The sequence below is a fragment of the Streptomyces thermolilacinus SPC6 genome, assembly GCF_000478605.2.
In the GTDB taxonomy this organism is placed as follows: Bacteria; Actinomycetota; Actinomycetes; order Streptomycetales; family Streptomycetaceae; genus Streptomyces; species Streptomyces thermolilacinus.
The window spans coordinates 4,940,256-4,962,647 of sequence record NZ_ASHX02000001.1 but is presented as its reverse complement, the minus strand read 5'-3'; the positions used below and the strand labels follow the sequence as shown (position 1 = coordinate 4,962,647).

Here is a 22,392-nt window from a genome sequence, read left to right as displayed (position 1 = left end):
GTCCGCTATTTGGCGGAAAAGACCATATTTTCTACTGTGGTCCGACTTGCTTCGCGACGTTACCCGAGCCGGGGTCGGACTCCGAGTACCGCCGTACCGATGCGCACATGTGTCGCCCCGGCGGCCACCGCGTCCTCGAGGTCCGCACTCATCCCCGCCGACACCATGTTCGCAGCAGGACGGGTCGCGCGCAGGCGCGACGACAATTCCATCAGCCGGTCGAACGCCGCACGTTGACGGCCCGCGTACGGTCCCGCCAGCGGCGCCACCGTCATCAGCCCGCCGAGCCGGAGCCCGGGCGCGTCGTCCACCGCGGCCGCCAACTCCTCGACGCCGTCGGGCGCGACCCCGCCGCGCGCGCCCCGCTCCCCCGCGTCGGCGTCGAGCGCGACCTGGACCAGGCAGCCCAGCTCCCGCCCGGCCCGCTCGGCGGCGGCCGAGAGAGCGGAAACCAGCTTCAACCGGTCGATCGACTGCACGACCTGGGCATAACCGGCCACTGACCGCACCTTGTTGGTCTGGAGCTGACCGACGAAGTGCCATGTCAGATCGAGATCGGAACACGCTGCGGCCTTGGGGGCGGCGTCCTGGTCCCGGTTCTCCGCGACATGGCGGACGCCGAGTTCATGGAGGATGCGGACGTCGCTCGCGGGGTAGGTCTTGGTGACCACGATCAGGGTCACGTCCTCGCGCTCACGCCCGGCCGCCGCGCAGGCGGCGGCAATACGTTCCTCCACTCGCGCGAGGTTCTCGGCGAGTTCCGTCCTGCGGTCCGTCATTCCCTATCCTCCCCCGGCCTTCGGCCGGGCGGTTCCCCCATCAAGCCAGACATATCCCGCGAGTCGCCCCGTCGTACGGTCGCGGCGGTACGAGAAGTGGTCGCCCGACTCGCGGGTGCAGACCTCCGACGCCCGGCGGTCCCGCACCCCCAGCCGCTCCAGCTGGGCGTGGACCCCGGCGACCACGTCGACCGCCGGTGTCCCCCAGGACGTCTCGGCCCAGGCGGCCGGTTCACGTGCGGCGACCTCGTCCCGCAGGGCGGCCGGGACCTCGTAGCAGCGTCCGCAGACGGCGGGTCCGGTCCTGGCGACGATCCGGGAGGGCTCCGCCCCCAGCACGGTCATGGTCTCGACCGCCGCCGGGACGACCCCGGCGGCCATGCCGGGCCGCCCCGCGTGGGCCGCGGCCACGACCCCGGCGACGGGGTCGGCCAGGAGGACGGGGACGCAGTCCGCGGTGAGGACCGCGAGCGGCAGCCCCCGCCGGGCGGTGGCGACACCGTCGCCTTCCGGCACTCCCGCTTCCGCCGGCCAGGGCCCGTCCACCACGTGGACGGTCCGGCCGTGCACCTGGTGCATCCAGACGACCCGCTCCGGATCGACACCGAGCCGGTCGGCCGCGATCTTCCGGTTCTGCCGTACGGCGGCGGGGTCGTCGCCCACCGCGCCCCCGAGGTTGAGCTCCTCGTACGGAACGGCGCTCACCCCGCCCCACCGGTCGGTGAAGGCGAAGTGCGCGCCGTCCTCGGTGTCGTACCGCTCTATCACGTCAGAGTCACTTCGAGGGCCGTCACTTCAGGAAGTCCGGGACGTCCAGCTCTTCGGCCTGGCTGTCCGGGTACGGGCGGGTCGTCGGGATCGACGGCGGAGTGACGGTCGAGACCGGGGCCTCGACGCTCGGGGCGGGCTCGGCCGGGGCGACCGGGACCTCCTCGCGGACCGGCACCGTGCCGAGGCCGGAGCTCACGGAGCGGGCGGTCTCGGAGGGGCGGGGCGCCGGGGCGGCGGCGGGCTCCTCGCGCTTGGCCGTCGAGGCGCCGAGCACGTTGTCGCGGCGGGCGGGCGGCTGGCCGCCGTCGAACCCGGCCGCGATGACCGTGACCCGCACCTCGTCGCCCAGGGCGTCGTCGATGACGGCACCGAAGATGATGTTGGCCTCGGGGTGGGCGGCCTCGCTGACCAGCTGGGCGGCCTCGTTGATCTCGAACAGGCCGAGGTCGGAGCCACCGGAGATGGAGAGCAGCACGCCGCGGGCGCCGTCGATGGACGCTTCCAGGAGCGGCGAGGAGATCGCCATCTCGGCGGCGGCCACCGCGCGGTCGTCGCCACGGGCGGAGCCGATGCCCATGAGCGCGGAACCGGCCTCGGACATGACCGACTTGACGTCGGCGAAGTCGAGGTTGATCAGGCCCGGCGTCGTGATGAGGTCCGTGATGCCCTGAACACCGGAGAGCAGCACCTGGTCGGCGGACTTGAACGCGTCCAGCACGCTGACCTGGCGGTCCGAGATGGACAGCAGCCGGTCGTTGGGGATGACGATGAGGGTGTCCACCTCTTCGCGGAGCTCGGCGATGCCGTCCTCCGCCTGGTTCGCGCGGCGCCGGCCCTCGAAGGTGAAGGGGCGGGTGACCACACCGATGGTGAGCGCGCCGAGGGAGCGCGCGATGTTCGCGACGACGGGTGCGCCGCCGGTACCGGTGCCGCCGCCCTCGCCGGCGGTGACGAAGACCATGTCGGCCCCCTTGAGGACCTCCTCGATCTCCTCGCGGTGGTCCTCTGCCGCCTTGCGACCGACTGCCGGGTTGGCCCCGGCCCCGAGGCCGCGGGTGAGTTCACGGCCGACGTCCAGCTTGACGTCGGCGTCACTCATCAACAGGGCTTGCGCGTCCGTGTTGATGGCGATGAACTCGACGCCCTTGAGACCGACCTCGATCATTCGGTTGATGGCATTGACACCACCGCCGCCGACACCGATGACCTTGATGACTGCGAGGTAGTTCTGCGGTGCTGCCACGTCGAAGGCCTCTCGCCTCGAGTTACGTGCCGCCACTGCGCGCTGCGTGGCGCGCCGCGACGGCGGATGCCGAAGGGTCGGTCCGAATCGCCGACCCGAACCCTAACGTTGAAGTTTAGGGTTACCAGTGTGCCTGCTCCCTGGACTCTTCCGAACAGGACACTAAGTCGACAAGTGGCGCGCGTTCAACGAACACGCCGAACCTCCCGTTTTTCTTTTCACCCTATGTGATCACCCATAGCGCTGACCAACCAGGGTGCTGGCCAGCGCATATGTGCGTCAACTCCGCGACGCCGCAGGGGCGCTCGGGGCACTGACGTCGAAGTGTCCCGCTTTGGGCGCCGCCTTCATCAGGGCGATGAGCGCACGCGCCTTCGCCTCGTTCTCGTCGCCGCTGCCCCAGAAGACGGTGCGGCCGCCCGTCAGCTCCAGGGTGAGGGAGTCGTACGAGCGGACGCGGACGGCCTCGAGGTCGCGGCCGATCCGCTCCGGGAGCCCGGCCGTCACGGCCACCGCCCCGGTCGCGAGCCGGTCCGCGCCGAAGCGGCGCAGGCTGGGCGACCGCCCGGCGGCGAGGTGGAGCAGCGGCACCCCGGCGGGCGCCTTGTCCACCGTGGCGTAGCGGGTGCCGCTCGCGTCCACTTCGACGTACTTTCCGCCCTGTCGGGCGATCAGAACCGGTTTCCGTTCGATCACTTCGAGACCGATCCCGTTCGGCCAGGACCGTACGACCTCGACCGTGTCGATCCGGGGCAGGGCGCGGACCAGGCGCGTCTCGATCGCGTCCGTGTCGACCGAGGCGAGCGGCGCGCCGAGCGGGACGGCGGCCACCGCGCGGACCTGGGCCTGCGTCAGCACCCGCGTGCCGGAGACGGAGACGCGCTCGACGCGCAGCCAGGAGGAGCCGTAGAGCAGCCAGACGACCCCGCAGACGAGCGCCAGGGCGGCGAGGCCGAGGAACAGGACCCGGGGGCGCACGGGAAGGCGGCTCGCGCCCCCGTCGCGCTCCGGGCCCCTTCCGGCGGCAGGCCGGCCCGGCGACGCGCCCGCGGCCCCCTTGGCGCCGCGCTCGGCGGTCGTCGGTCCGGCCATGCTCCCTGCCCTTCCCTCAGCCGGGGCGCGCCGCTACCGGCGTGCCGCGATCGCCTCGTGGACCATGCCGACGAGCAGCTGGTCGGCGTCCCGGCGGCCGAACTCGGCGGCGGCGCGGGACATCTCGTACAGCCGGTGCGGATCGGCGAGCACGGGCAGGACGTTGCCCTGGACCCACTCGGGGGTCAGCTCGGCGTCGTCGACCAGCAGGCCGCCGCCCGCCTTGACCACCGGCTGGGCGTTGAGCCGCTGCTCGCCGTTGCCGATGGGCAGCGGGACGTACGCGGCGGGGAGCCCGACGGCGGAGAGTTCGGCGACGGTCATCGCGCCCGCGCGGCAGAGCATCATGTCGGCAGCGGCGTACGCGAGGTCCATCCGGTCCACATACGATACCGGGACATACGGCGGCATTCCGGGCATGTTGTCCACGCGCGGCACCTCGTTCTTCGGGCCGACCGCGTGCAGGATCTGGATGCCGGACCGCTGCAGCACCGGAGCGGCCTGCTGGACGACCTCGTTGAGGCGCCGGGCGCCCTGCGAGCCGCCGGAGACCAGCAGCGTGGGCAGGTTGGGGTCGAGCCCGAACGCGGCGCGCGCCTCGGGGCGCACCCGGGCGCGGTCCAGGGTCGCGATGGAGTGCCGCAGCGGGATGCCGATGTAGCGGGCGTTGCGCAGCTTGCTGTCGGGCGTGGCGACGGCGACCGCCGACGCGTACCGGGAGCCGATCTTGTTGGCCAGGCCGGGGCGGGCGTTGGCCTCGTGGACGACGATGGGCACGCCGAGCCGCTTGGCGGCCAGGTACCCCGGCAGGGCCACGTAGCCGCCGAAGCCGACGACACAGTCCGCCTTGGTGCGCTCCAGGATCTGCTCGGCGGCCTTGATCGTGCCGCGCAGCCGCCCGGGAACGGTGATCAGCTCGGGGGTGGGCTTGCGCGGCAGCGGTACGGCGGGGATGAGCGCCAGCTCGTAGCCCCGCTCGGGCACGAGCCGGGTCTCCAGGCCCCGCTCCGTGCCGAGGGCCGTGATCCCCACGGTCGGGTCCTGCCTGCGCAGGGCATCCGCGAGGGCGAGCGCGGGCTCGATGTGGCCGGCGGTCCCCCCGCCGGCGAGTACGACATGCACCGAAATTCACCGCTCTCCGGACGGGCGCTTCTTGACGCGCCGTCGCATCGACATCCAACTCACCCCGGTCCGGCCGCCGAAACGGGGCTCCCGGCCGGCCAGGGCCGCTTTCGCGGCGGGCTCGTCACGCGCGAAGGCGATCAGCAACCCGACGGCGAACATGGTCGGCAGCAGGGCGGAGCCCCCGTAGGAAAACAGCGGGAGGGGGACACCAGCGATCGGCAGCAGACCGAGCACCGCACCGATGTTGACCACGGCCTGGGCCGTGATCCAGGTGGTCACACCTCCCGCGGCGTACCTCACGAAGGGGTCCTCCGTGCGTCCGGCCACGCGAATACCCGCATAGCCTAGAGCCGCGAAGAGGGCCAGCACCGACAGCGTCCCCGCCAGACCCAGTTCCTCCCCGGTGATGGCGAAGATGAAGTCGGTGTGCGGTTCGGGGAGTTGACCCCATTTTTCCACACTCGCCCCCAGCCCCGAACCGAACCATCCGCCGGACGCCAGAGCATAGATGCCGTGTACGGCCTGCCAGCAGGCGTCCCCCGGGCCGGGGTCCGTGGCACCCAGGCACTCGACCCGCGCCATGCGGTTGGCGCTGCTCCGGATCAGCACCACGCCGATGACCGCGGCGATGCCCAGGACACCGGCGAACAGCCGCGTGGGCGCGCCGGTCAGCCACAGCAGGCCGAACAGGATGGCCGTCAGGATGATCGCCGTGCCCATGTCGCCGCCCAGCATGATCAGCCCGAGCAGCAGGAACGCTCCGGGTACGAGCGGCACCAGCAGGTGCTTCCACTGCGTCAGCAGCCGCTTGTCCTGTTTGCGGGCGAGCAGGTCGGCGCCCCACAGGATCAGCGCCAGCTTGCCGAACTCGCTGGGCTGGAGCTGGAAGGGGCCGCCGAGGTACAGCCAGTTCTGGTTGCCGTTGACCGCGTGCCCTATCCCCGGCACCTGCACCAGGACCATCAGGAAGACCGTGACCACCAGCAGCGGGTACGCCAGGGCGCGGTGCAGTCTGACGGGCATGCGGGAGGCGAGCAGCAGCAGTGCGGCGCCGATGACGGCGGCGAGGAACTGCTTGCGGAAGAAGTAGGTGGCCGGGAGCGACAGTTCCAGCGCCTTGATGATCGACGCCGAGTAGACCATGACGAGGCCGAGCACGGTGATGAGCATGCTGGCGCCGAGGATCACGTAGTACGCCGTCAGGGGACGGTCCCAGGCGCGGCGCGCCCGCTCGTACAGCCCGCGCACACCACCGCCGCGCGGCGGCCGGGGCTTGCGGAGCGTCCTCGCGCGGGCCGTGCCGCCGCGCGGCGCTGCGGCGGCCTTGCGGGGGCCGGTCGTACGGGTGCGCAGGGCGAGGCCGGGTGCGGGGCGCGGTCCCGCGGCCGGGCCCCATGCCGCGGGCGCTCCCGCCAGGGCGGTGGCCCGCGGGCGCGGCAGGGCGCCCCGGGTCAGGTCCGCGAGGCGCCGGGCCGCGGCCGCGAGCCGCGCGGCGAGCGGGTCGGCGGCGGCCCGGGCCCGTGCGCGTACGGGCTCCGGGGCTGCGGTGTCGTCGGCCGGCATGGTCGCTGTCCCCTCCAGTCGTGTCCGGCGCCGCCGGACCTGACGGGTGGTCAGGCGTCCCCGGCGGCGAGTGCGCGGACGGCGTCCTCGAACGCCTCACCCCGCTTGTTGTAGTTGACGAACATGTCCATCGAGGCGCAGGCCGGGGCGAGGAGCACCGTGTCCCCCGGCCGGGCGAGCCGCGCCGCCTCCCGGACCGCCGCCGCCATCGCCCCAGTGTCGGTCCGGTCGAGGTCGACCACCGGCACCTGCGGGGCGTGTCGCGTGAGGGCTTCGCGGATCAGCGCGCGGTCCGCGCCGATCAGGACGACACCGCGCAGCCGCTCGGCGGACCGGGCGACCAGCTCGTCGAAGGTGGCTCCCTTGGCGAGGCCCCCGGCGATCCAGACGATCGGGTCGTACGCGGCGAGCGACGCCTCCGTCGCGTGGGTGTTGGTGGCCTTGGAGTCGTCGATGTACGCGACCCCGTCCACCTCCGCGACGAAGGCGATGCGGTGGGCGTCCGGCCGGAAGTTCCGCAGGCCCTCGCGGACGGCCGCCGGCTCCACGCCGAAGGCGCGGGCGAGCGCGGCCGCGGCGAGCGCGTTGGCGATGTTGTGCGGGGCGGGCGGGTTCACGTCGGAGACCTGCGCCAGCTCCTGCGCCTGCTTCTGGCGGTCGGGGACGAACGCGCGGTCCACCAGGATGTCGTCCACGACGCCCAGCTGGGACGGTCCCGGCGTGCCGAGGGTGAAGCCGATCGCGCGGCATCCCTCCTCGACGTCGGCCTCGCGGACCAGGTCCTCGGTGGCCTTGTCGGCGGCGTTGTACACGCAGGCGACGGTGTTGCCCTCGTAGATCCGGCCCTTGTCGGCGGCGTACGCCTCCATGGAGCCGTGCCAGTCGAGATGGTCCGGGGCCAGGTTCAGCACGGCGGCCGAGTGGGCGCGCAGGCTGGGCGCCCAGTGCAGCTGGTAGCTGGACAGCTCGACGGCGAGGACGTCGTACTCCTCGTCGCCGAGGACGGCGTCGAGGAGGGAGACGCCGATGTTGCCGACGGCGGCGGTCCGCAGGCCGGCCGCCTCCAGGATGGAGGCGAGCATGCGGACCGTCGTCGTCTTGCCGTTGGTGCCGGTGACGGCGAGCCAGGGGGCGGGCGCGCGGCCGTCGATGCCGCGCAGCTGCCAGGCCAGTTCGACGTCGCCCCAGACGGGGACGCCGGCCGCCTCGGCGGCGGCGAACAGCGGCTTGTCGGGGCGCCAGCCGGGGGCGGTCACGATCAGCTCGGTGCCCTCGGGGAGCGTGTCGCCGTCCCCGAGCCGGACGGTGACGCCCTCGGCCTGGAGTTCGGCCGCCTGGGCGCGGGCGCGCTCGTCGTCGCCGTCGTTGACGACGGTGACGCGCGCGCCCAGGCCGTGCAGGACGCGCGCGGCGGGGACGCCGCTCACGCCGAGCCCGGCGACGGTGACCCGCTTGCCCTGCCATTCCGCTGCGCTGCTGCTCACTTGTCGGCTGCCCATCCCGCGTAGAAGAGGCCCAGACCCACGATGACGCACATGCCCTGGATGATCCAGAAGCGGACCACGACGAGGACTTCGGACCAGCCCTTGAGTTCGAAGTGGTGCTGGAGCGGCGCCATGCGGAAGACGCGCTTGCCGGTCATCCGGAAGGAGCCGACCTGGATGACCACCGAGAGGGTGATCAGGACGAAGAGGCCGCCGAGGATCGCCAGCAGCAGCTCCGTACGGGAGCAGATGGCGAGGCCGGCGAGGGCGCCGCCCAGGGCGAGCGAACCGGTGTCGCCCATGAAGATCTTCGCGGGCGAGGTGTTCCACCAGAGGAAGCCGAAGCAGGCACCCATCAGCGCGGAGGCGACGACGGCCAGGTCGAGCGGGTCGCGCACCTCGAAGCAGGCGTTCGGGTTGGTGAGCGTCTCGGCATTGGCGCAGGACTCCTGGAACTGCCAGAGCCCGATGAAGGTGTACGCGCCGAAGACCATCACCGAGGCGCCGGTGGCCAGGCCGTCCAGACCGTCCGTCAGGTTCACGCCGTTCGACATCGCCAGGATCATGAACAGCGCCCAGACGACGAACAGCACCGGGCCGATGGTCCAGCCGAAGTCGGTGATGAACGACAGCTTGGTGGACGCCGGGGCCAGTCCGCGCTTGTCGGAGAACTGGAGTGCGAGCACGGCGAAGGCGATGCCGACGATCAGCTGACCGGCCATCTTGGCCTTGGCGCGCAGACCGAGCGACCGCTGCTTGACGATCTTGATGTAGTCGTCGAGGAAGCCGACGAGACCCATGCCGGCCATCAGGAACAGCACGAGGATGCCCGAGTACGTCGGGTCCTCGCCGGTGATGACCTTGGCCAGGGCGTACGCGATGAGCGTGGCCAGGATGAAGGAGATGCCGCCCATGGTGGGCGTGCCCTTCTTGCTGCCGTGCGTGCGCGGGCCGTCGTCCCGGATGAACTGCCCGTATCCCTTGCGGGCCAGGAGCTTGATCAGCAGCGGCGTACCGATCAGGGTCAGGAAGAGCCCGATGGCCCCCGCGAAGAGGATCTGCCTCATCGGCCGGCGACCTCGCCCTCGGTGGAGGTCTCGAGCAGTGCCTGGGCGACCCGCTCGAGCCCGACCGACCTGGAAGCCTTCACCAGCACGACGTCACCCGGACGCAGTTCACTGCGCAACAGGTCGATCGCCGCCTGCGCGTCGGACACGTGCACCGACTCCTCACCCCACGAACCCTCGTTATATGCGCCCAGTTGCAGCCAGGACGCTTCCCTGCCCCCGACTGCGACGAGCTTGCCGACATTGAGCCGGACGGCGAGCCGTCCGACCGCGTCGTGCTCGGCGAGCGCCTCGTCGCCGAGCTCGGCCATCAGGCCGAGCACCGCCCACGTGCGCCCCCCCTTGGCCCGTGCGGTCTCGCCCATGGCGGCGAGCGCGCGCAGGGCGGCCCGCATGGACTCGGGGTTCGCGTTGTAGGCGTCGTTGACGATCGTCACACCGTCCGGACGCTCGGTGACCTCCATGCGCCAGCGGGAGAGGGAGCCCGCCTCGGAGAGCGCGGCGGCGATCTCGTGCACGGGCATGCCCAGCTCATGGGCGACGGCGGCCGCGGCGAGCGCGTTCGACACGTGGTGCTCACCGTACAGGCGCATGGTCACATCGCTGCACCCGGTGGGTGTGTGAAGGCGGAATGAGGGCTGTCCACTCGACGTGAGTCGGACATTTTCGGCGCGTACGGACGCTTCCTCGGACTCGCCGAAGAAGACCACGCGCGCCTTGGTGCGGGACGCCATGGCCTTCACGAGCGGGTCGTCGGCGTTGAGGACGGCCACGCCGCCCTGCTCCGCCGTCGGGAGCGCCTCGACCAGTTCGCCCTTCGCCTGGGCGATCCGCTCCCGGCCGCCGAACTCGCCGATGTGGGCGGAGCCCACGTTGAGGACGACGCCGACGCGGGGCGGGGTCAGCTCGGTGAGGTAACGGATGTGGCCGACGCCGCGCGCGCCCATCTCCAGGACGAGGTGGCGGGTCTCCTCGGTGGCGCGCAGCGCGGTCACCGGGAGGCCGATCTCGTTGTTGAGGTTCCCGGCCGGCCAGACCGTGGGGCCCTGGCGCTGGAGGAGCTGCGCGATCAGGTCCTTGGTGCTGGTCTTCCCGGCCGAGCCCGTGAGGGCGACGACGGTGGTCCCGAGCCGTTCGACGACGGTCCGGGCGAGCGCGCCCAGCGCGGCGGTCACGTCGGGTACGACGACGGCGGGGACGCCGACGGGCCGGGTGGCCAGCACGGCCACCGCTCCGGCCGCGACGGCGCCTTCGGCGTAGTCGTGCCCATCGACGTTCTCACCGGCGAACGCGGCGAAGAGACTGCCGGGCTCGACCTGGCGGGAGTCGTAGACCACGGAGCCGGTGACCTGTACCGCCGGGTCCGGTATGTCGTACGTCTGCCCGCCGACGATTTCGGCGATCTCGGTGAGGGAGAGGGCGATCACTTCTTCATCCCTGACTGTTCTGGATGGCTTCCCGCAGGACCTGGCGGTCGTCGAAGGGCCGCACCACGCCTGCGATGTCCTGGCCCTGCTCGTGGCCCTTGCCCGCGACGAGCACCGTGTCGCCCGGCCGCGCACGGGCGACGGCCGCGGCGATGGCGGACGCCCGGTCGGCGTCGACGAGCACGGTGCCCCGCTCGTGAACGGGGACCTGGGCGGCGCCCGCGAGCATGGCGGAGAGGATCGCGAGGGGGTCCTCGGAGCGGGGGTTGTCGGAGGTCAGCACGGCCGTGTCGGCGAGGCGCGCCGCGGCGGCGCCCATGGGGCCGCGCTTGGTGGTGTCGCGGTCGCCGCCGCAGCCGAGGACGATGTGCAGCCGTCCCTCGGTGACCTTGCGCAGCGTACGCAGCACGGACTCGACGGCGTCGGTCTTGTGGGCGTAGTCCACCACGGCGAGGTACGGCTGGCCCGCGTCCACGCGCTCCAGGCGGCCGGGCACGCCGGGCACGGCGGCGACGCCGTCGGCGGCGGTCTGCGGGTCGATCCCCGCGACGGCGAGGGTGACGACGGCGGCGAGGGTGTTCGCGACGTTGAAAGGACCGGCGAGCGGCGACTTGGCGCTGATCCGCTCGTCCTTGGGGCCGACGATGGTGAACGTGCTGCCGAGGGGGCCGCTGCGGACGTCCTCGGCGCGCCAGTCGGCGTCCGGGTCGCCGTCGGCGGAGAAGGTCACGACGGGCACGGTGGCCTCGGTGACGAGCCTCCTGCCGTACGGGTCGTCGTAGTTGACGACGCCCTGGCGGGAGCGGCGCGGCGTGAACAGCTGCGCCTTGGCCTGGAAGTAGTCCTCCATGCCGGAGTGGAACTCCATGTGCTCCGGGCTGAGGTTGTTGAAGACGGCGACGTCGAAGACGCAGCCGTCCACCCGGCCGAGCACGAGGGCGTGGCTGGACACCTCCATGGCGACGGCCTCGACGCCGCGTTCGCGCATGACGGCGAACAGGGCCTGGAGGTCGGTCGCCTCGGGGGTGGTCCGCTCGGACTTGATCCGCTCCTCGCCGATGCGCGTCTCGACCGTGCCGATCAGTCCCGGTGCGCGTCCGGCGGCCTTGAGGCCGCCTTCCACCAGGTACGCCGTGGTGGTCTTGCCGGACGTTCCGGTGATGCCGATCTGGAGGAGGTCCGTGCCGGGGCGGCCGTAGATCTCGGCGGCGAGTTCGCCCATCCGGCCCCGCGGGTCCTCGACCGTGAGGACGGGCAGGCCCGTCGCGGCGGCGCGGTCGGCTCCGGACGGGTCGGTGAGGATCGCGACGGCTCCGAGGTCGGCGGCCTGGGCGGCGAAGTCGGCACCGTGCAGCCGGGCGCCCGGCAGTGCGGCGTACACGTCTCCGGGGCGTACGGCTCTGGAGTCGTGGGTGATGCCGGTGACCTGCCCCTCGTACGGCCGGTTCGGCTCGTGCGGAGCGGGGACGTCCAGGCGGGCTGCCAGTTCGCCGAGGGGCGTGGGGCGGACCTGGACCGGACGGGGGGCTCCCGGCTGTTTCGCGGGGGCGCCCTGGTCGGTTGCTGGGGACTGATCAGGGTGTGGCACGGCGGTGAGCGTACCGGGCGCACCCGTGATCGGGCTAAATGAGGCCGCCGCGGCGCGGTCGGTGCCGGATCGGTTCCCGGGATCGGGCGTGATCGTTGTCACTGGGGCTCCCCTCGGCTCAGCTGCCGGGTGTGAAGGTGACCGGCATGCGCGGGGGCTGTGCTCCGGTCGGCGCGATGTGCAGGGTCTTCAGGGCGAACTCCATGACCTTCTTGTGGACGGGGCCGCAGATCTGGCCGCCGAAGTAGCTGCCCTGGGTGGGGTTCTGGATGGCGCAGTAGACGGTGAGCTGGGGGTCGTCGGCGGGTGCGAAGCCGGCGAAGGACGCCGTGTAGCCCTTGTAGCGGCCGAGTTGCGGGTCCACGCGGTTGGCCGTGCCGGTCTTGCCGGCGACGCGGTAGCCGGGGATGGCGGCCTTGGTGCCGGTTCCCTCCTGGTCGTCCACGACCGATTCCAGCATGGCGGCGAGGGTCTTGGCGGTCTTCTCGCTCACGACACGCGTCTTGTCGGGTTCGGGCGCGGGGGTGAAGCGGCCGTCGGGGCCGCGGGTGCCGCGTACGAGGGTGGGTTCGATGCGGACGCCGCCGTTGGCGATGGTCGAGTAGACGGAGGCGGCCTGCATGGCGTTGACGGACAGTCCCTGGCCGAACGGGATCGTGTACTGCTGGGAGGTGTTCCAGTCCTCGGGGCGGGCGAGGATGCCGGAGGTCTCGCCGGGGTAGCCGAGCCCGGTGGGGCTGCCGATGCCGAACTTGCGCAGGTAGGAGTGGAGGACCCGGTTGGCCTCCGCCTGGTTCTTGCCGAGCTGTCCGGTGGCGAGGATGGTACCGATGTTGGACGACTTGGCGAGGACGCCGTTGAGCGTCAGGTACCAGGTGGGGTGGTCGATGTCGTCCTTGAACAGCCGGTCGCCGCGGTGGAGCCGGTTGGGGACGACGACATGGGTGGAGGGGGTGGCGACGCCTTCCTCCAGTACGGCGGCCATCGACATCACCTTGGCGGTGGAGCCGGGTTCGAAGGCGTCCTGGAGGGCGGCGTTGCCCATGGCGGCGGAGTCGGCCTGCGACAGGTCGTTGGGGTCGAAGCCGGGGGCGTTGGCCATGGCGAGGACCTCGCCGGTGCGGGTGTTCTGCACGATGACGTAGCCCCGGTCGGCGCGGGAGGCGGCGACCTGCTCGCTGATGGCCTTCTGGGCGGCCCACTGGATGTCCCGGTCGATGGTCAGCTCGATGTCGGAGCCGGGGACGGCGGGGGTCTCGCGGGCCTGGGCGGTGGGCACGCGGCGGCCGCCGGAGTGCGCGTACGTGATCTTGCCGTCGCGCCCGGCGAGCTCCTCGTCGAGCATCGACTCGAGGCCGCCGGCGCCGTGGCCCTCGGCGTTGACGTAGCCCAGTATCCCGGCGCCGAGGGAGCCGTTCGGGTAGACGCGTTTGGTGCTCTTCTCGCTGAGCACGCCCGCGAGGACGCTGACGCCGGGTCCGCCCTTGGCCTTGTCCTCGCGGGCCTTCTTGGCGAACAGCGCCTTGAGGTCCTTGATCTGGTTCCAGACCTGCGGGGTCTGCTTGCGTGCGAGGACGGCGTACCGGGGCGAGGGCGGGGACTTGAGGGTGCGTACGAGGGCGGCGGGGTCCTTGCCGAGGATCGGCGCGAGGAGCGCGGCGGCCTGCTCGGGCGCGTCGGGGACCTTGCTCTCCTGCGGGGTGAACATCTTCGGGTCGGCGGTGATGTCGTACGCGTCCACGCTGGTGGCGAGCGCGATGCCGGACCGGTCGGTGATCTCGCCGCGCTCGGCGGCCAGCTTGTGGCTGAGGTAGCGGTTCTTCTCGGCCTTGGCGGCGTACGCGGCGGCGTCCACGGCCTGGACCTGGAGGAGGCGCACGACGAACGCCAGCATGACGAGGGTGAGGCCGACGCTGACCAGGCGGAGGCGCGGGCGCGGGCTGCCCAGGCGCAGTGGGCGCGGGGCCGGGGGCCTGGGCGGGGCCTGGCGGGGGCGGCGCGCGGCGGGGCCCCGGCCTGAGACGGAGGCCTTGCCCGACGCGGGGCGGGGGTGTGCGGAGCCGCTCGTACGGGCGCTGCCGGAGGTGCGTCCGGTGGGGCGCCGGGCGGCGGAGGGCCGGGGTACGCGGCGGTGCGGAGGTTCCTGGGAGGGCACTGCTCACCTGCCGGAGGGCGTCGGGGCGGGGGCCTGGGTCGCGGGGGTGCTGGGGGGCGCCTCGTCCCGGGCGCCCGGGACCGGGGCCTGCGGCTGCGCGCCCGGGACCGTGGCCGGGTCGGTGGGGCCGTACGGTGCCGGGGTGCCGGGTGCGTACGGCGTGGGGGCGTAGGGCGCGTTCGGCGTGGGCGCGTTGGGTCCCGGGGGTCCGGCGGGGGCGCCGGCCGGGGACGGGGCCGTACCGGGGAGGGCGCCGCCGTCGGTCGCCGGGGTCGGCGCGGGGGCGGCGGGGGCCGGGCTGGGGACGCCCTTGACCGTGCCGTCGGGCTCCAGGAAGGCGGGGCCCGTGCCGGGGACCATGCCCAGCTCGCGGGCCCGCCGCTCCAGGGCGTCCGGCGCGGAACGGGCGTCGATGTCCCGCTGGAGGGCCTGCTCCTCGTCGGTGAGTTCGGTGGTCCTCTTCTTCAGCTCGGTCAGCTTGAAGGAGCCCTGGCTGAGGGAGGTGTTGAGGAGCAGGAGCCCGATGAGCCCGCCGCCGAGGAGGACGACGACGAGCAGGACGAAGGGGGTCCGGGCGGCGGTGCTCGGCCCGGACGGCATGAACCGGGTGAGCCGGGCCGCGCGCCCCTTCAGGGGTCCTGCCTTCGTCACACGTCCTCCCTGATCCGTTCCGCGCCGCGCAGCCGGGCCGGCGCGGCCCTGCGGTTCTCGGCGACCTCCTCCTCGGTGGGTAGTTCGGCGCCCCGCGTCAGGAGCTTGAGCCGCGGCTGGTACCGCTCGGGCACGACCGGCAGGCCGGGCGGGGCCGTGGTGGCGGCGCCCGCCGCGAACACCTGCTTGACCAGGCGGTCCTCCAGCGAGTGGTACGACAGGACGGCGATGCGCCCGCCGACCGCGAGGGCCTTCACCGCCGCCGGGATCGCCCGCTCCAGTACGGACAGCTCGCCGTTGACCTCGATGCGCAGGGCCTGGAACGTCCGCTTGGCCGGGTTGCCGCCGGTGCGCTTGGCGGCCTGCGGCAGGGCGTCGCGGATCAGCTCGACCAGCCGGGCGCTGCGCGTGAACGGCTCCTTCTCGCGCTCCCGCACGATGGCGGCGACGATCCGCTTGGCCTGCTTCTCCTCGCCGTACGCGCGCAGGATGCGGACCAGTTCGCCGGGCGGGTACGTGTTGAGGACCTCGGCGGCGCTGACGTCGGTCGTCTGGTCCATGCGCATGTCGAGCGGCGCGTCCTGGGCGTAGGCGAAGCCGCGGTCGGCCTCGTCGAGCTGCATGGAGGAGACGCCGAGGTCGAACAGGACGCCCTGCACGCGCGGGACGCCGAGCCGGTCGAGCACCTCGGGCAGCTCGTCGTACACGGCGTGGACGAGCGTCGCGCGCTCGCCGAACCGGGCCAGCCGCTCACCGGAGAGGCGCAGCGCCTCGGTGTCACGGTCCAGGGCGACGAGCCGCGCCTCGGGGAACCGGGTGAGCAGCGCCTCGCTGTGGCCGCCGAGGCCGAGGGTGCAGTCCACGACGACCGCGCCGGGCCGCTCCAGCGCGGGGGCGAGCAGGTCCAGGCACCGCCGGAGCATCACGGGTACGTGCCGGGTGTTGCCGTCCGGCCGTCCGCCGCCGTCCTTGTCGGGGAGCTCCACCGGGTCCGTACCGGCGGCACCCCCATCGCGCCCTGTCATCTGCCCTCTCAGGTCCGGCGCGGCGTACGTACCACCGGGCCACCGGCGCCGGAGAGGGCGTCGGCCGACCGGCGAGCGGAGGCGCCGAGCCGTACATGCCACCGCACACGCGGAGGAGAAACTGCGGAAATCGCTCGGAATTCGCTCATTGTCTCCGTGAACTCGCGCCACTCTAGTCCACTCCCCCGTGCGGTCAATCAACCGGCCGAGCGCGTCGTCCGGGGGACTCACCGACGGGATCAACCTGGACAGATCACCCCTTCGGGTGGAGAACGCATCCGCCCTGTGGGTTACCTCACACCACGCCTCATTGACGTTCTTTGTCCGCACTCACGACGGGCCCCGCCGAGCCGTGACCATTAACGTCGTATCCATGTCGACTTCCGCGCATCTCCCCACCAACGTCCAGGACGGGACGGTCACCGACCGCCTCGTCGAGGCGAACCGCCGTTACGCCGAGCAGTTCACCGACCCCGGCATGGACGCGCGGCCCGTGCTCAAGGTGGCAGTCGTCGCCTGCATGGACGCCCGTCTCGACCTCCACGCGGCCCTCGGCCTGAACCTGGGCGACTGCCACACGATCCGTAACGCGGGCGGCGTGGTCACGGACGACGTGATCCGCTCGCTCACCATCAGCCAGCGCGCCCTCGGCACGCGCAGCGTCGTGCTCGTGCACCACACGGGGTGCGGCCTGGAGAAGATCACCGAGGGCTTCCGTGACGAGCTGGAGCAGGAGGTCGGGCAGCGTCCGACCTGGGCGGTGGAGGCGTTCCGGGACGTGGACCAGGACGTGCGGCAGTCGATGCAGCGGGTGCGGACCTCGCCGTTCCTCCAGCACACCGACGATGTGCGGGGCTTCGTCTTCGACGTGACGACCGGTCTGCTGCGGGAGATCGACCCGGCCTGACCGGGCTGCCCGCGGACGCGGGCATGCCGGACCGGGGCGCCCCGACCGGGCGGCGCCCGGGTCCGGCTCGCCGGAGGGTCCGCCCGGGGTGGCCGCCGGTCACCGCCGGGCGTCGCCGGTGGCTCGTCCGGCGGGGCCGACGGCCCCGGAGTGCCGGACCGAACCACTGAAGCCCTGACATATCGCCCGCGGTTGTCCGCAGCCGAGTGACACCGCGCCGCACGGCAACAAGAATGCGGGGTGACACCCTTCCGGACCGCAGGAAACGCTCCGCGGGCGGTGTCCGTATCTCTGGGTGGGCCGTGATGTCTTTTCATCGCACCGGCCCATGATCGAAAGGGCCGAGGAGGGCCGGTGACGACCTATGACGATCGAGCGAGCCTCACTGATCTGACCACCACAGCGGAGCGCGTCCGCCGGTCGGTGGAGGGTGTGATCGAGGGCAAGCCCGAGGTCGTACGGCTCTCGCTGACCGTGCTGCTGGCCGAGGGACACCTCCTGATCGAGGATGTCCCCGGTGTCGGCAAGACGATGCTGGCGAAGGCGCTGGCGCGGTCCATCGACTGCTCGGTGCGGCGCATCCAGTTCACGCCCGACCTGCTGCCTTCCGACATCACGGGCGTGTCGGTGTACGACCAGCAGCGGCGCGAGTTCGAGTTCAAGCCGGGCGCGATCTTCTCGCAGATCGTGATCGGCGACGAGATCAACCGCGCCTCGCCCAAGACCCAGTCGGCGCTGCTGGAGTCGCTGGAGGAGCGCCAGGTCACCGTGGACGGGCAGTCGTACGAGCTGCCGAGCCCGTTCATGGTGGTGGCCACGCAGAACCCGGTGGAGATGGAAGGAACGTATCCGCTCCCCGAGGCCCAGCGGGACCGCTTCATGGCGCGCGTCTCGATCGGCTACCCGAGCCCCGAGGCCGAGCTGCGGATGCTCGACACGCACGGCGGTCTCTCCCCGCTGGACGACCTCCAGCCGGTGGCGCACGCCCACGACATCGTGAAGCTGATCGACGCGGTGCGCGGCATCCACGTCGCCGACTCGGTCCGCCGGTACGCCGTGGACCTGGTCGGCGCCACCCGTACTCACCCCGACCTGCGGCTCGGCGCGTCGCCGCGCGCGACGCTGCATCTGCTGCGGGCCGCGAAGGCCGCCGCGGCGCTGGCCGGCCGCGAGTACGCGCTGCCGGACGACGTGCAGGCGCTGGCCGTGCCCGTCCTGGCGCACCGGCTGCTGCCCACCGCGCAGGCCCAGCTGAACCGGCGGACCGCCGAGCAGGTCGTCGTGGACATCCTCCAGCGGACGCCCGTGCCCGCGGTGGCCCAGCAGCAGCCCGCCGGTGAGGCGTTCCTCGCCCAGCGGCCCGGCCTGCGGCGGCTGTGATGACGGCCGCGCGTCCCGCCGGCCCGGACGGCGCGGTCCGAGGCGGCCTGTGGGGCGCTTTCGGCGGGCTGACCACGCGCGGCCGGTCGTTCCTGGCGGCCGGGCTGGCGGCGGCCGTGTGCGCGTACGTGCTCGGCCAGCCGGACCTGCTGCGCGTGGGTCTGCTGCTGGCGGCACTGCCGCTGGTGTGTGTGACGGTGCTGCACCGCACCCGCTACCGGGTCACGGCGAGCCGCAGGCTGTCCCCGCAGCGGGTGGCCGCGGGCGCGGAGGCGCGGGTGCGGCTGCGGATGGACAACGTGTCGCGGCTGCCGACCGGGCTGCTGATGCTCCAGGACCACGTGCCGTACGTGCTGGGGCCGCGGCCCCGGTTCGTCCTGGACCGGGTGGAGCCGGGCGGCAAGCGGGAGGTGTCGTACCGGGTCCGCTCCGACCTGCGCGGGCGGTATCCGCTGGGCCCGCTCCAGCTGCGGCTGAGCGACCCGTTCGGGATGTGCGAGCTGACGCGTTCGTTCAGCGCGTACGACCTGCTGACCGTCGTCCCGCGTACGGAACCGCTGCCGGCCGTCCGGCTTGCCGGTGAGGCGCCCGGGTACGGCGAGGGGCGGCACCACTCGCTGGCTCAGGTCGGCGAGGACGACATCATCCCGCGCGAGTACCGGTACGGCGACGACCTGCGCCGGGTGCACTGGCGTTCCACGGCCCGGTACGGCGAGCTGATGGTGCGGCGCGAGGAGCAGCCGCAGCAGGCCCGCTGCACGGTGCTGCTGGACACGCGCGCGGAGGCGTACGAGAGCGGCGGGCCGGACTCGTCGTTCGAGTGGGCCGTGTCGGGCGCCGCGTCGGCGGTGACCCACATGCTGGAGCGCGGCTACGCGGTGCGGCTGCTGACGGACACCGGGGACACGCTGACCGGCGACGGCGGGGACGGGTATGTCGCGCCGGGACACGAGGCGGCGGACACGGCGGGCCTGATGATGGACGCGCTCGCGGTGGTGGACCACTCCGAGGAGGCCGGTCTCGGGCGGGCGCACGACGTGCTGCGCGCGGCCGGGAGCGAGGGGCTGCTGATCGCGTTCTTCGGCGATCTGGACGAGGCGCAGGCGGAGCTGGCGTGCCGGATGCGGCGGCGCAGCGGTACGGCGGTCGCGTTCGTCCGGGACGTCGGGGGTGATGGGGCCGGTGGGTCTGCTGATGCTGGTGGGCTTGCTGGTGCTGGTGTGGCCGGTGGCTCTGCTGGTGCTGGCGGTTCTGGTGGGGTGGCGGACGCGGTGCGGCTCCTTCAGGAGGCGGGCTGGGCGGCGGTGCCGGTGCGGCCGGGCGACTCGCTCGCCGCGCTGTGGCGGCACGCCACGCGCGGCGTGGGCGCGGTCGCCGGCGGTGGTACGACGGGCTTCTCTGGGGGTTGGTCATGAGCGGCGGCGGGCGCCTGACGGTGTGTGCCCTGATCGCGACGGTGGCGGCGGCGTGTTCGCTGCTGCCGCTGGTCGGCGAGGTCGGCTGGATACTCCAGGCGGCGTTGCCGCTGGCGGTCGTGGCCGGGGTCGGAGCGGCGGCGCGGCGGGTGCCGGTGGCCCGCCCGCTGACGGTGGCCTCGCAGGTCGCGGTGGGCCTGGTCCTGCTGACGGCGCTGTTCGCGCGGGAGCAGGCGGTGGCCGGGGTGCTGCCGTCGCCGGACGTGTTCCGCCGGTTCGGCGCGCTGCTGGAGGCGGGCGTGCACGACGTGGGTCAGTACGCGCCCCCCGCGCCGGTGACGGACGGCATCCGGCTGATGCTGGTCGGCGGGGTGCTGCTGATCGGCCTCGCCGTGGACGTGCTGGCGGTGACGTTCCGCAGCGCGGCCCCGGCGGGTCTTCCGCTGCTGGCGCTGTACTCGGTCGCGGCCGGGCTGTCGGGCGGCGGCGGGGCGAGCTGGCTGTGGTTCCTGGTGGCGGCGGCCGGATATCTGGGGCTGCTGCTGGCGGAGGGCCGTGACCGGCTGGCCCAGTGGGGCCGCGTGTTCGGCGGCCCGAAGCCCCGGCCGGGCGGCCCGGCCGCGTTCGGGACGCCGGACGGGTCGGCGCCCGCGCCGCTGCGCACCGGACGGCGGATCGGCGCGCTGGCGCTCGGCATCGCCGTGGTCGTGCCAAGCGTGCTGCCGTCGCTGGGTGACGGCCTGCTGGGCGGCACGTCCACCGGCGAGGGCGCGGGCGGCACGATCTCGGCGGTGAACCCGCTCGTGTCGCTGAAGGAGAACCTGACGCAGCCCGCCGACCGCGAGGTGCTGCGGTACCGGACGAACGCGCCGGACCTGTCCGGGATGTACCTGCGGCTCGTGTCGCTGGACCAGTTCGACGGCACGTCGTGGCGCACGTCCGTACGGGGGGTGGAGGACGTGCCGGAGCGGCTGCCCACGCCGGTCGGGCTGAGCCCGCGGACCGGCACGACGGAGATCACGACGAACTTCTCGGCGGCCGGTTCGTACGAGCAGAAGTGGCTGCCGATGCCGTACCCGGCGACGGACGTGGACGTCGAGGGCCGCTGGCGGTACGAGCCGGTCGGACGGATGGTCGTCGGGGACGACGGGCAGACGACGGGCGGCGTCCAGTACTCGGTGAGCAGCCTCGTGGTCCGGCCGACCCCCGAGCAGCTGGCGGTCGCCCCGGCGGCGCCGGGCGCGCTGCTGCGGGAGTACACGCGCGTACCGGACTCGCTGCCGCGGGATGTGAAGGCCACGGCGCTCCAGGTGACGGCGGAAGCGAAGAACGACTACGAGCGGGCGGTGCGGCTCCAGGACTGGTTCGCCACGCAGGGCGGCTTCCGGTACGACACGAAGGTGGAGTCCGGGACGGGCGTCACCGCGATCTCCCGGTTCCTGAAGGACAGGGAGGGCTTCTGCGTCCACTTCTCCTTCGCGATGGCGGCCATGGCCCGCACGCTGAACATCCCGGCCCGGGTCGCCGTCGGTTTCATGCCGGGCACGCCGTCGGCCGGTGGCACCGTGTCGGTGAGCATCAAGGACGCGCACGCGTGGCCGGAGCTGTACTTCGAGGGCGTGGGCTGGACCCGGTTCGAGCCGACGCCGTCGCGGGGGTCGATCCCGGAGTACGCGATGCCGGACGCGCCTGACGCCGGTGACCCGGGCGCGGACGAGACCGAGCCCCGCCCGTCGGCGGCCCCCTCGGCGGAGCCGTCGCCGCAGGACAGCTGCGCCCCGCAGGTGGTGGGCCCCGAGGGCTGCGCGGGGACGACGCCGCAGGGCGCCGAGCCGCCCGCGGACTCCGGGATGGCGCTCGGTCCGGTGCTGCTGGCGGTGGCCGGGGGCGCGGCGGTGGTGCTGCTGCCGCTGACGCCGATGCTGTGGCGGCGGCGGGTACGGGCGCGGAGGCTGCGGGGCGGGGAGCCCCTGGCGGTGTGGGCCGAGGTCGTGGACTCGGCCTGGGATCTGGGCGTCCTGCCCGACGAGTCGCTGACGCCGCGCCGGACGGCGGAGCGGCTGGTGCGGGAGGGCCGGCTGGAGGGTGCGGCGGCCGAGGCGGTGCACCGGATCGCGGGCGCCGTGGAGGAGGCCCTGTACGCGCGCGTGCCGGGCGCCGCCGAGGGCCTGGCGGCACAGGCCGGTGCGGTACGGGCCGGGCTGGCGGCGGCTGTGGGGCGCGGTGCGCGGTTGCGGGCGCTGCTGGCGCCCCGGTCGGCGGCGCGCGTCGCCTGGGCGGCCTCCCACCGCCGCGCCGCGTTCACCGCCCGCTGCGGCACCCTCCTGCGCCTCCCGCCCCGCCTGCGCGGCTAGCCCCCGGGGCCTGGGGCCCCTGGGCCCGTGCCCTGCCTGGGCGGCGCGCCCGCGGCTGGTCCTGGGCCACCTTCTCCGGGCGGCGCACCCCAGCGGGGCGGTGCGGTTCCCTGCGGGGCGGCACAGTTCCCTGGGTGGGCCGCTCCCTGGGCCGGGCCGCTCCCTGGGGCGGTGCCCCACCTCGTTGTGGGCAGGCGTTCCGCAAGGCGGAACGGGTGGGCACAACGGGGTACCCGCCCGGGAGGGTGCCCACCTGTACGCGAGGCGCTCGACCGGGCACCCGCCAGGCGCGGGGCGAGACCCACAGCGGGGAGAGCGGACCCGCGTGGCAACGACCCCGCATGGGCTGGCCGGCACGCGACGGGG

General features: G+C 73.3%; 17 protein-coding genes. 4 read left to right on the top strand and 13 right to left on the bottom strand.

From position 1 onward, the window contains the following. Positions 1-59: 59 nt before the first annotated feature. The 13 genes from J116_RS21455 to rsmH all read right to left on the bottom strand — a co-directional run bounded on the left by J116_RS21455 (position 60) and on the right by rsmH (position 15,868). Complete coding sequence (locus J116_RS21455) at positions 60-779, bottom strand: YggS family pyridoxal phosphate-dependent enzyme (protein ID WP_023589135.1); 720 nt, start codon at positions 777-779, stop codon at positions 60-62. Between the two features lie 3 nt (positions 780-782). After that, on the bottom strand, positions 783-1,547 hold the full coding sequence (gene pgeF / locus J116_RS21450) for a peptidoglycan editing factor PgeF (RefSeq protein ID WP_023589134.1): 765 nt from the start codon (positions 1,545-1,547) through the stop codon (positions 783-785). 22 nt (positions 1,548-1,569) lie between these two features. Continuing rightward, entirely contained in the window at positions 1,570-2,793 is a 1,224-nt protein-coding gene (ftsZ, locus tag J116_RS21445; protein WP_023589133.1) for a cell division protein FtsZ, read from the bottom strand. 279 nt (positions 2,794-3,072) lie between these two features. Continuing rightward, the gene (locus tag J116_RS21440; RefSeq protein WP_023589132.1) at positions 3,073-3,885 is read right to left on the bottom strand and encodes a cell division protein FtsQ/DivIB; all 813 of its coding nucleotides are present in this window, start codon (positions 3,883-3,885) and stop codon (positions 3,073-3,075) included. Between the two features lie 33 nt (positions 3,886-3,918). Then, a complete protein-coding gene (gene murG / locus J116_RS21435; RefSeq protein ID WP_023589131.1) occupies positions 3,919-5,007 on the bottom strand; it encodes an undecaprenyldiphospho-muramoylpentapeptide beta-N-acetylglucosaminyltransferase in 1,089 nt (362 codons plus the stop codon). Between the two features lie 6 nt (positions 5,008-5,013). Then, complete coding sequence (ftsW, locus tag J116_RS21430) at positions 5,014-6,573, bottom strand: putative lipid II flippase FtsW (protein WP_023589130.1); 1,560 nt, start codon at positions 6,571-6,573, stop codon at positions 5,014-5,016. Between the two features lie 50 nt (positions 6,574-6,623). After that, positions 6,624-8,072, bottom strand: a complete 1,449-nt coding sequence (gene murD, locus J116_RS21425) for a UDP-N-acetylmuramoyl-L-alanine--D-glutamate ligase (protein WP_037946855.1) — start codon at positions 8,070-8,072, stop codon at positions 6,624-6,626. Next, a complete protein-coding gene (mraY, locus tag J116_RS21420; RefSeq protein ID WP_023589128.1) occupies positions 8,054-9,124 on the bottom strand; it encodes a phospho-N-acetylmuramoyl-pentapeptide-transferase in 1,071 nt (356 codons plus the stop codon). Before mraY ends, murD begins: the two co-directional genes overlap by 19 nt. After that, entirely contained in the window at positions 9,121-10,551 is a 1,431-nt protein-coding gene (locus tag J116_RS21415) for a UDP-N-acetylmuramoyl-tripeptide--D-alanyl-D-alanine ligase (protein ID WP_023589127.1), read from the bottom strand. Before J116_RS21415 ends, mraY begins: the two co-directional genes overlap by 4 nt. Before the next feature lie 4 nt (positions 10,552-10,555). Then, on the bottom strand, positions 10,556-12,241 hold the full coding sequence (locus J116_RS21410; protein ID WP_028964366.1) for a UDP-N-acetylmuramoyl-L-alanyl-D-glutamate--2,6-diaminopimelate ligase: 1,686 nt from the start codon (positions 12,239-12,241) through the stop codon (positions 10,556-10,558). Positions 12,242-12,257: 16 nt separating this feature from the next. Beyond that, positions 12,258-14,294: a peptidoglycan D,D-transpeptidase FtsI family protein gene (locus J116_RS21405; protein ID WP_023589125.1), complete on the bottom strand. Its 2,037-nt coding sequence runs from the start codon at positions 14,292-14,294 to the stop codon at positions 12,258-12,260. Between the two features lie 3 nt (positions 14,295-14,297). Next, positions 14,298-14,894 (bottom strand): FtsB family cell division protein, encoded by a 597-nt coding sequence (locus J116_RS21400; RefSeq protein WP_099048252.1) that lies wholly within the window; start codon positions 14,892-14,894, stop codon positions 14,298-14,300. A 47-nt stretch (positions 14,895-14,941) separates the two neighbouring features. Continuing rightward, the gene (gene rsmH, locus J116_RS21395) at positions 14,942-15,868 is read right to left on the bottom strand and encodes a 16S rRNA (cytosine(1402)-N(4))-methyltransferase RsmH (RefSeq protein WP_037948117.1); all 927 of its coding nucleotides are present in this window, start codon (positions 15,866-15,868) and stop codon (positions 14,942-14,944) included. 475 nt (positions 15,869-16,343) lie between these two features. On the opposite strand from rsmH, the gene J116_RS21390 reads away from it, so the two are divergent. The 4 genes from J116_RS21390 (at position 16,344) to J116_RS21375 (ending at position 22,026) form a co-directional block, all read left to right on the top strand. Further along, positions 16,344-16,877, top strand: coding sequence for a beta-class carbonic anhydrase (locus tag J116_RS21390; protein ID WP_023589122.1), 534 nt, complete (start codon positions 16,344-16,346; stop codon positions 16,875-16,877). Positions 16,878-17,231: 354 nt separating this feature from the next. After that, a complete protein-coding gene (locus J116_RS21385) occupies positions 17,232-18,257 on the top strand; it encodes an AAA family ATPase (protein ID WP_023589121.1) in 1,026 nt (341 codons plus the stop codon). Further along, positions 18,257-19,672, top strand: a complete 1,416-nt coding sequence (locus J116_RS21380) for a DUF58 domain-containing protein (protein ID WP_023589120.1) — start codon at positions 18,257-18,259, stop codon at positions 19,670-19,672. The genes J116_RS21385 and J116_RS21380 overlap by 1 nt, the downstream gene beginning before the upstream one ends. Next, the gene (locus tag J116_RS21375) at positions 19,669-22,026 is read left to right on the top strand and encodes a transglutaminase TgpA family protein (RefSeq protein ID WP_028964364.1); all 2,358 of its coding nucleotides are present in this window, start codon (positions 19,669-19,671) and stop codon (positions 22,024-22,026) included. The genes J116_RS21380 and J116_RS21375 overlap by 4 nt, the downstream gene beginning before the upstream one ends. Positions 22,027-22,392 lie beyond the last annotated feature (366 nt).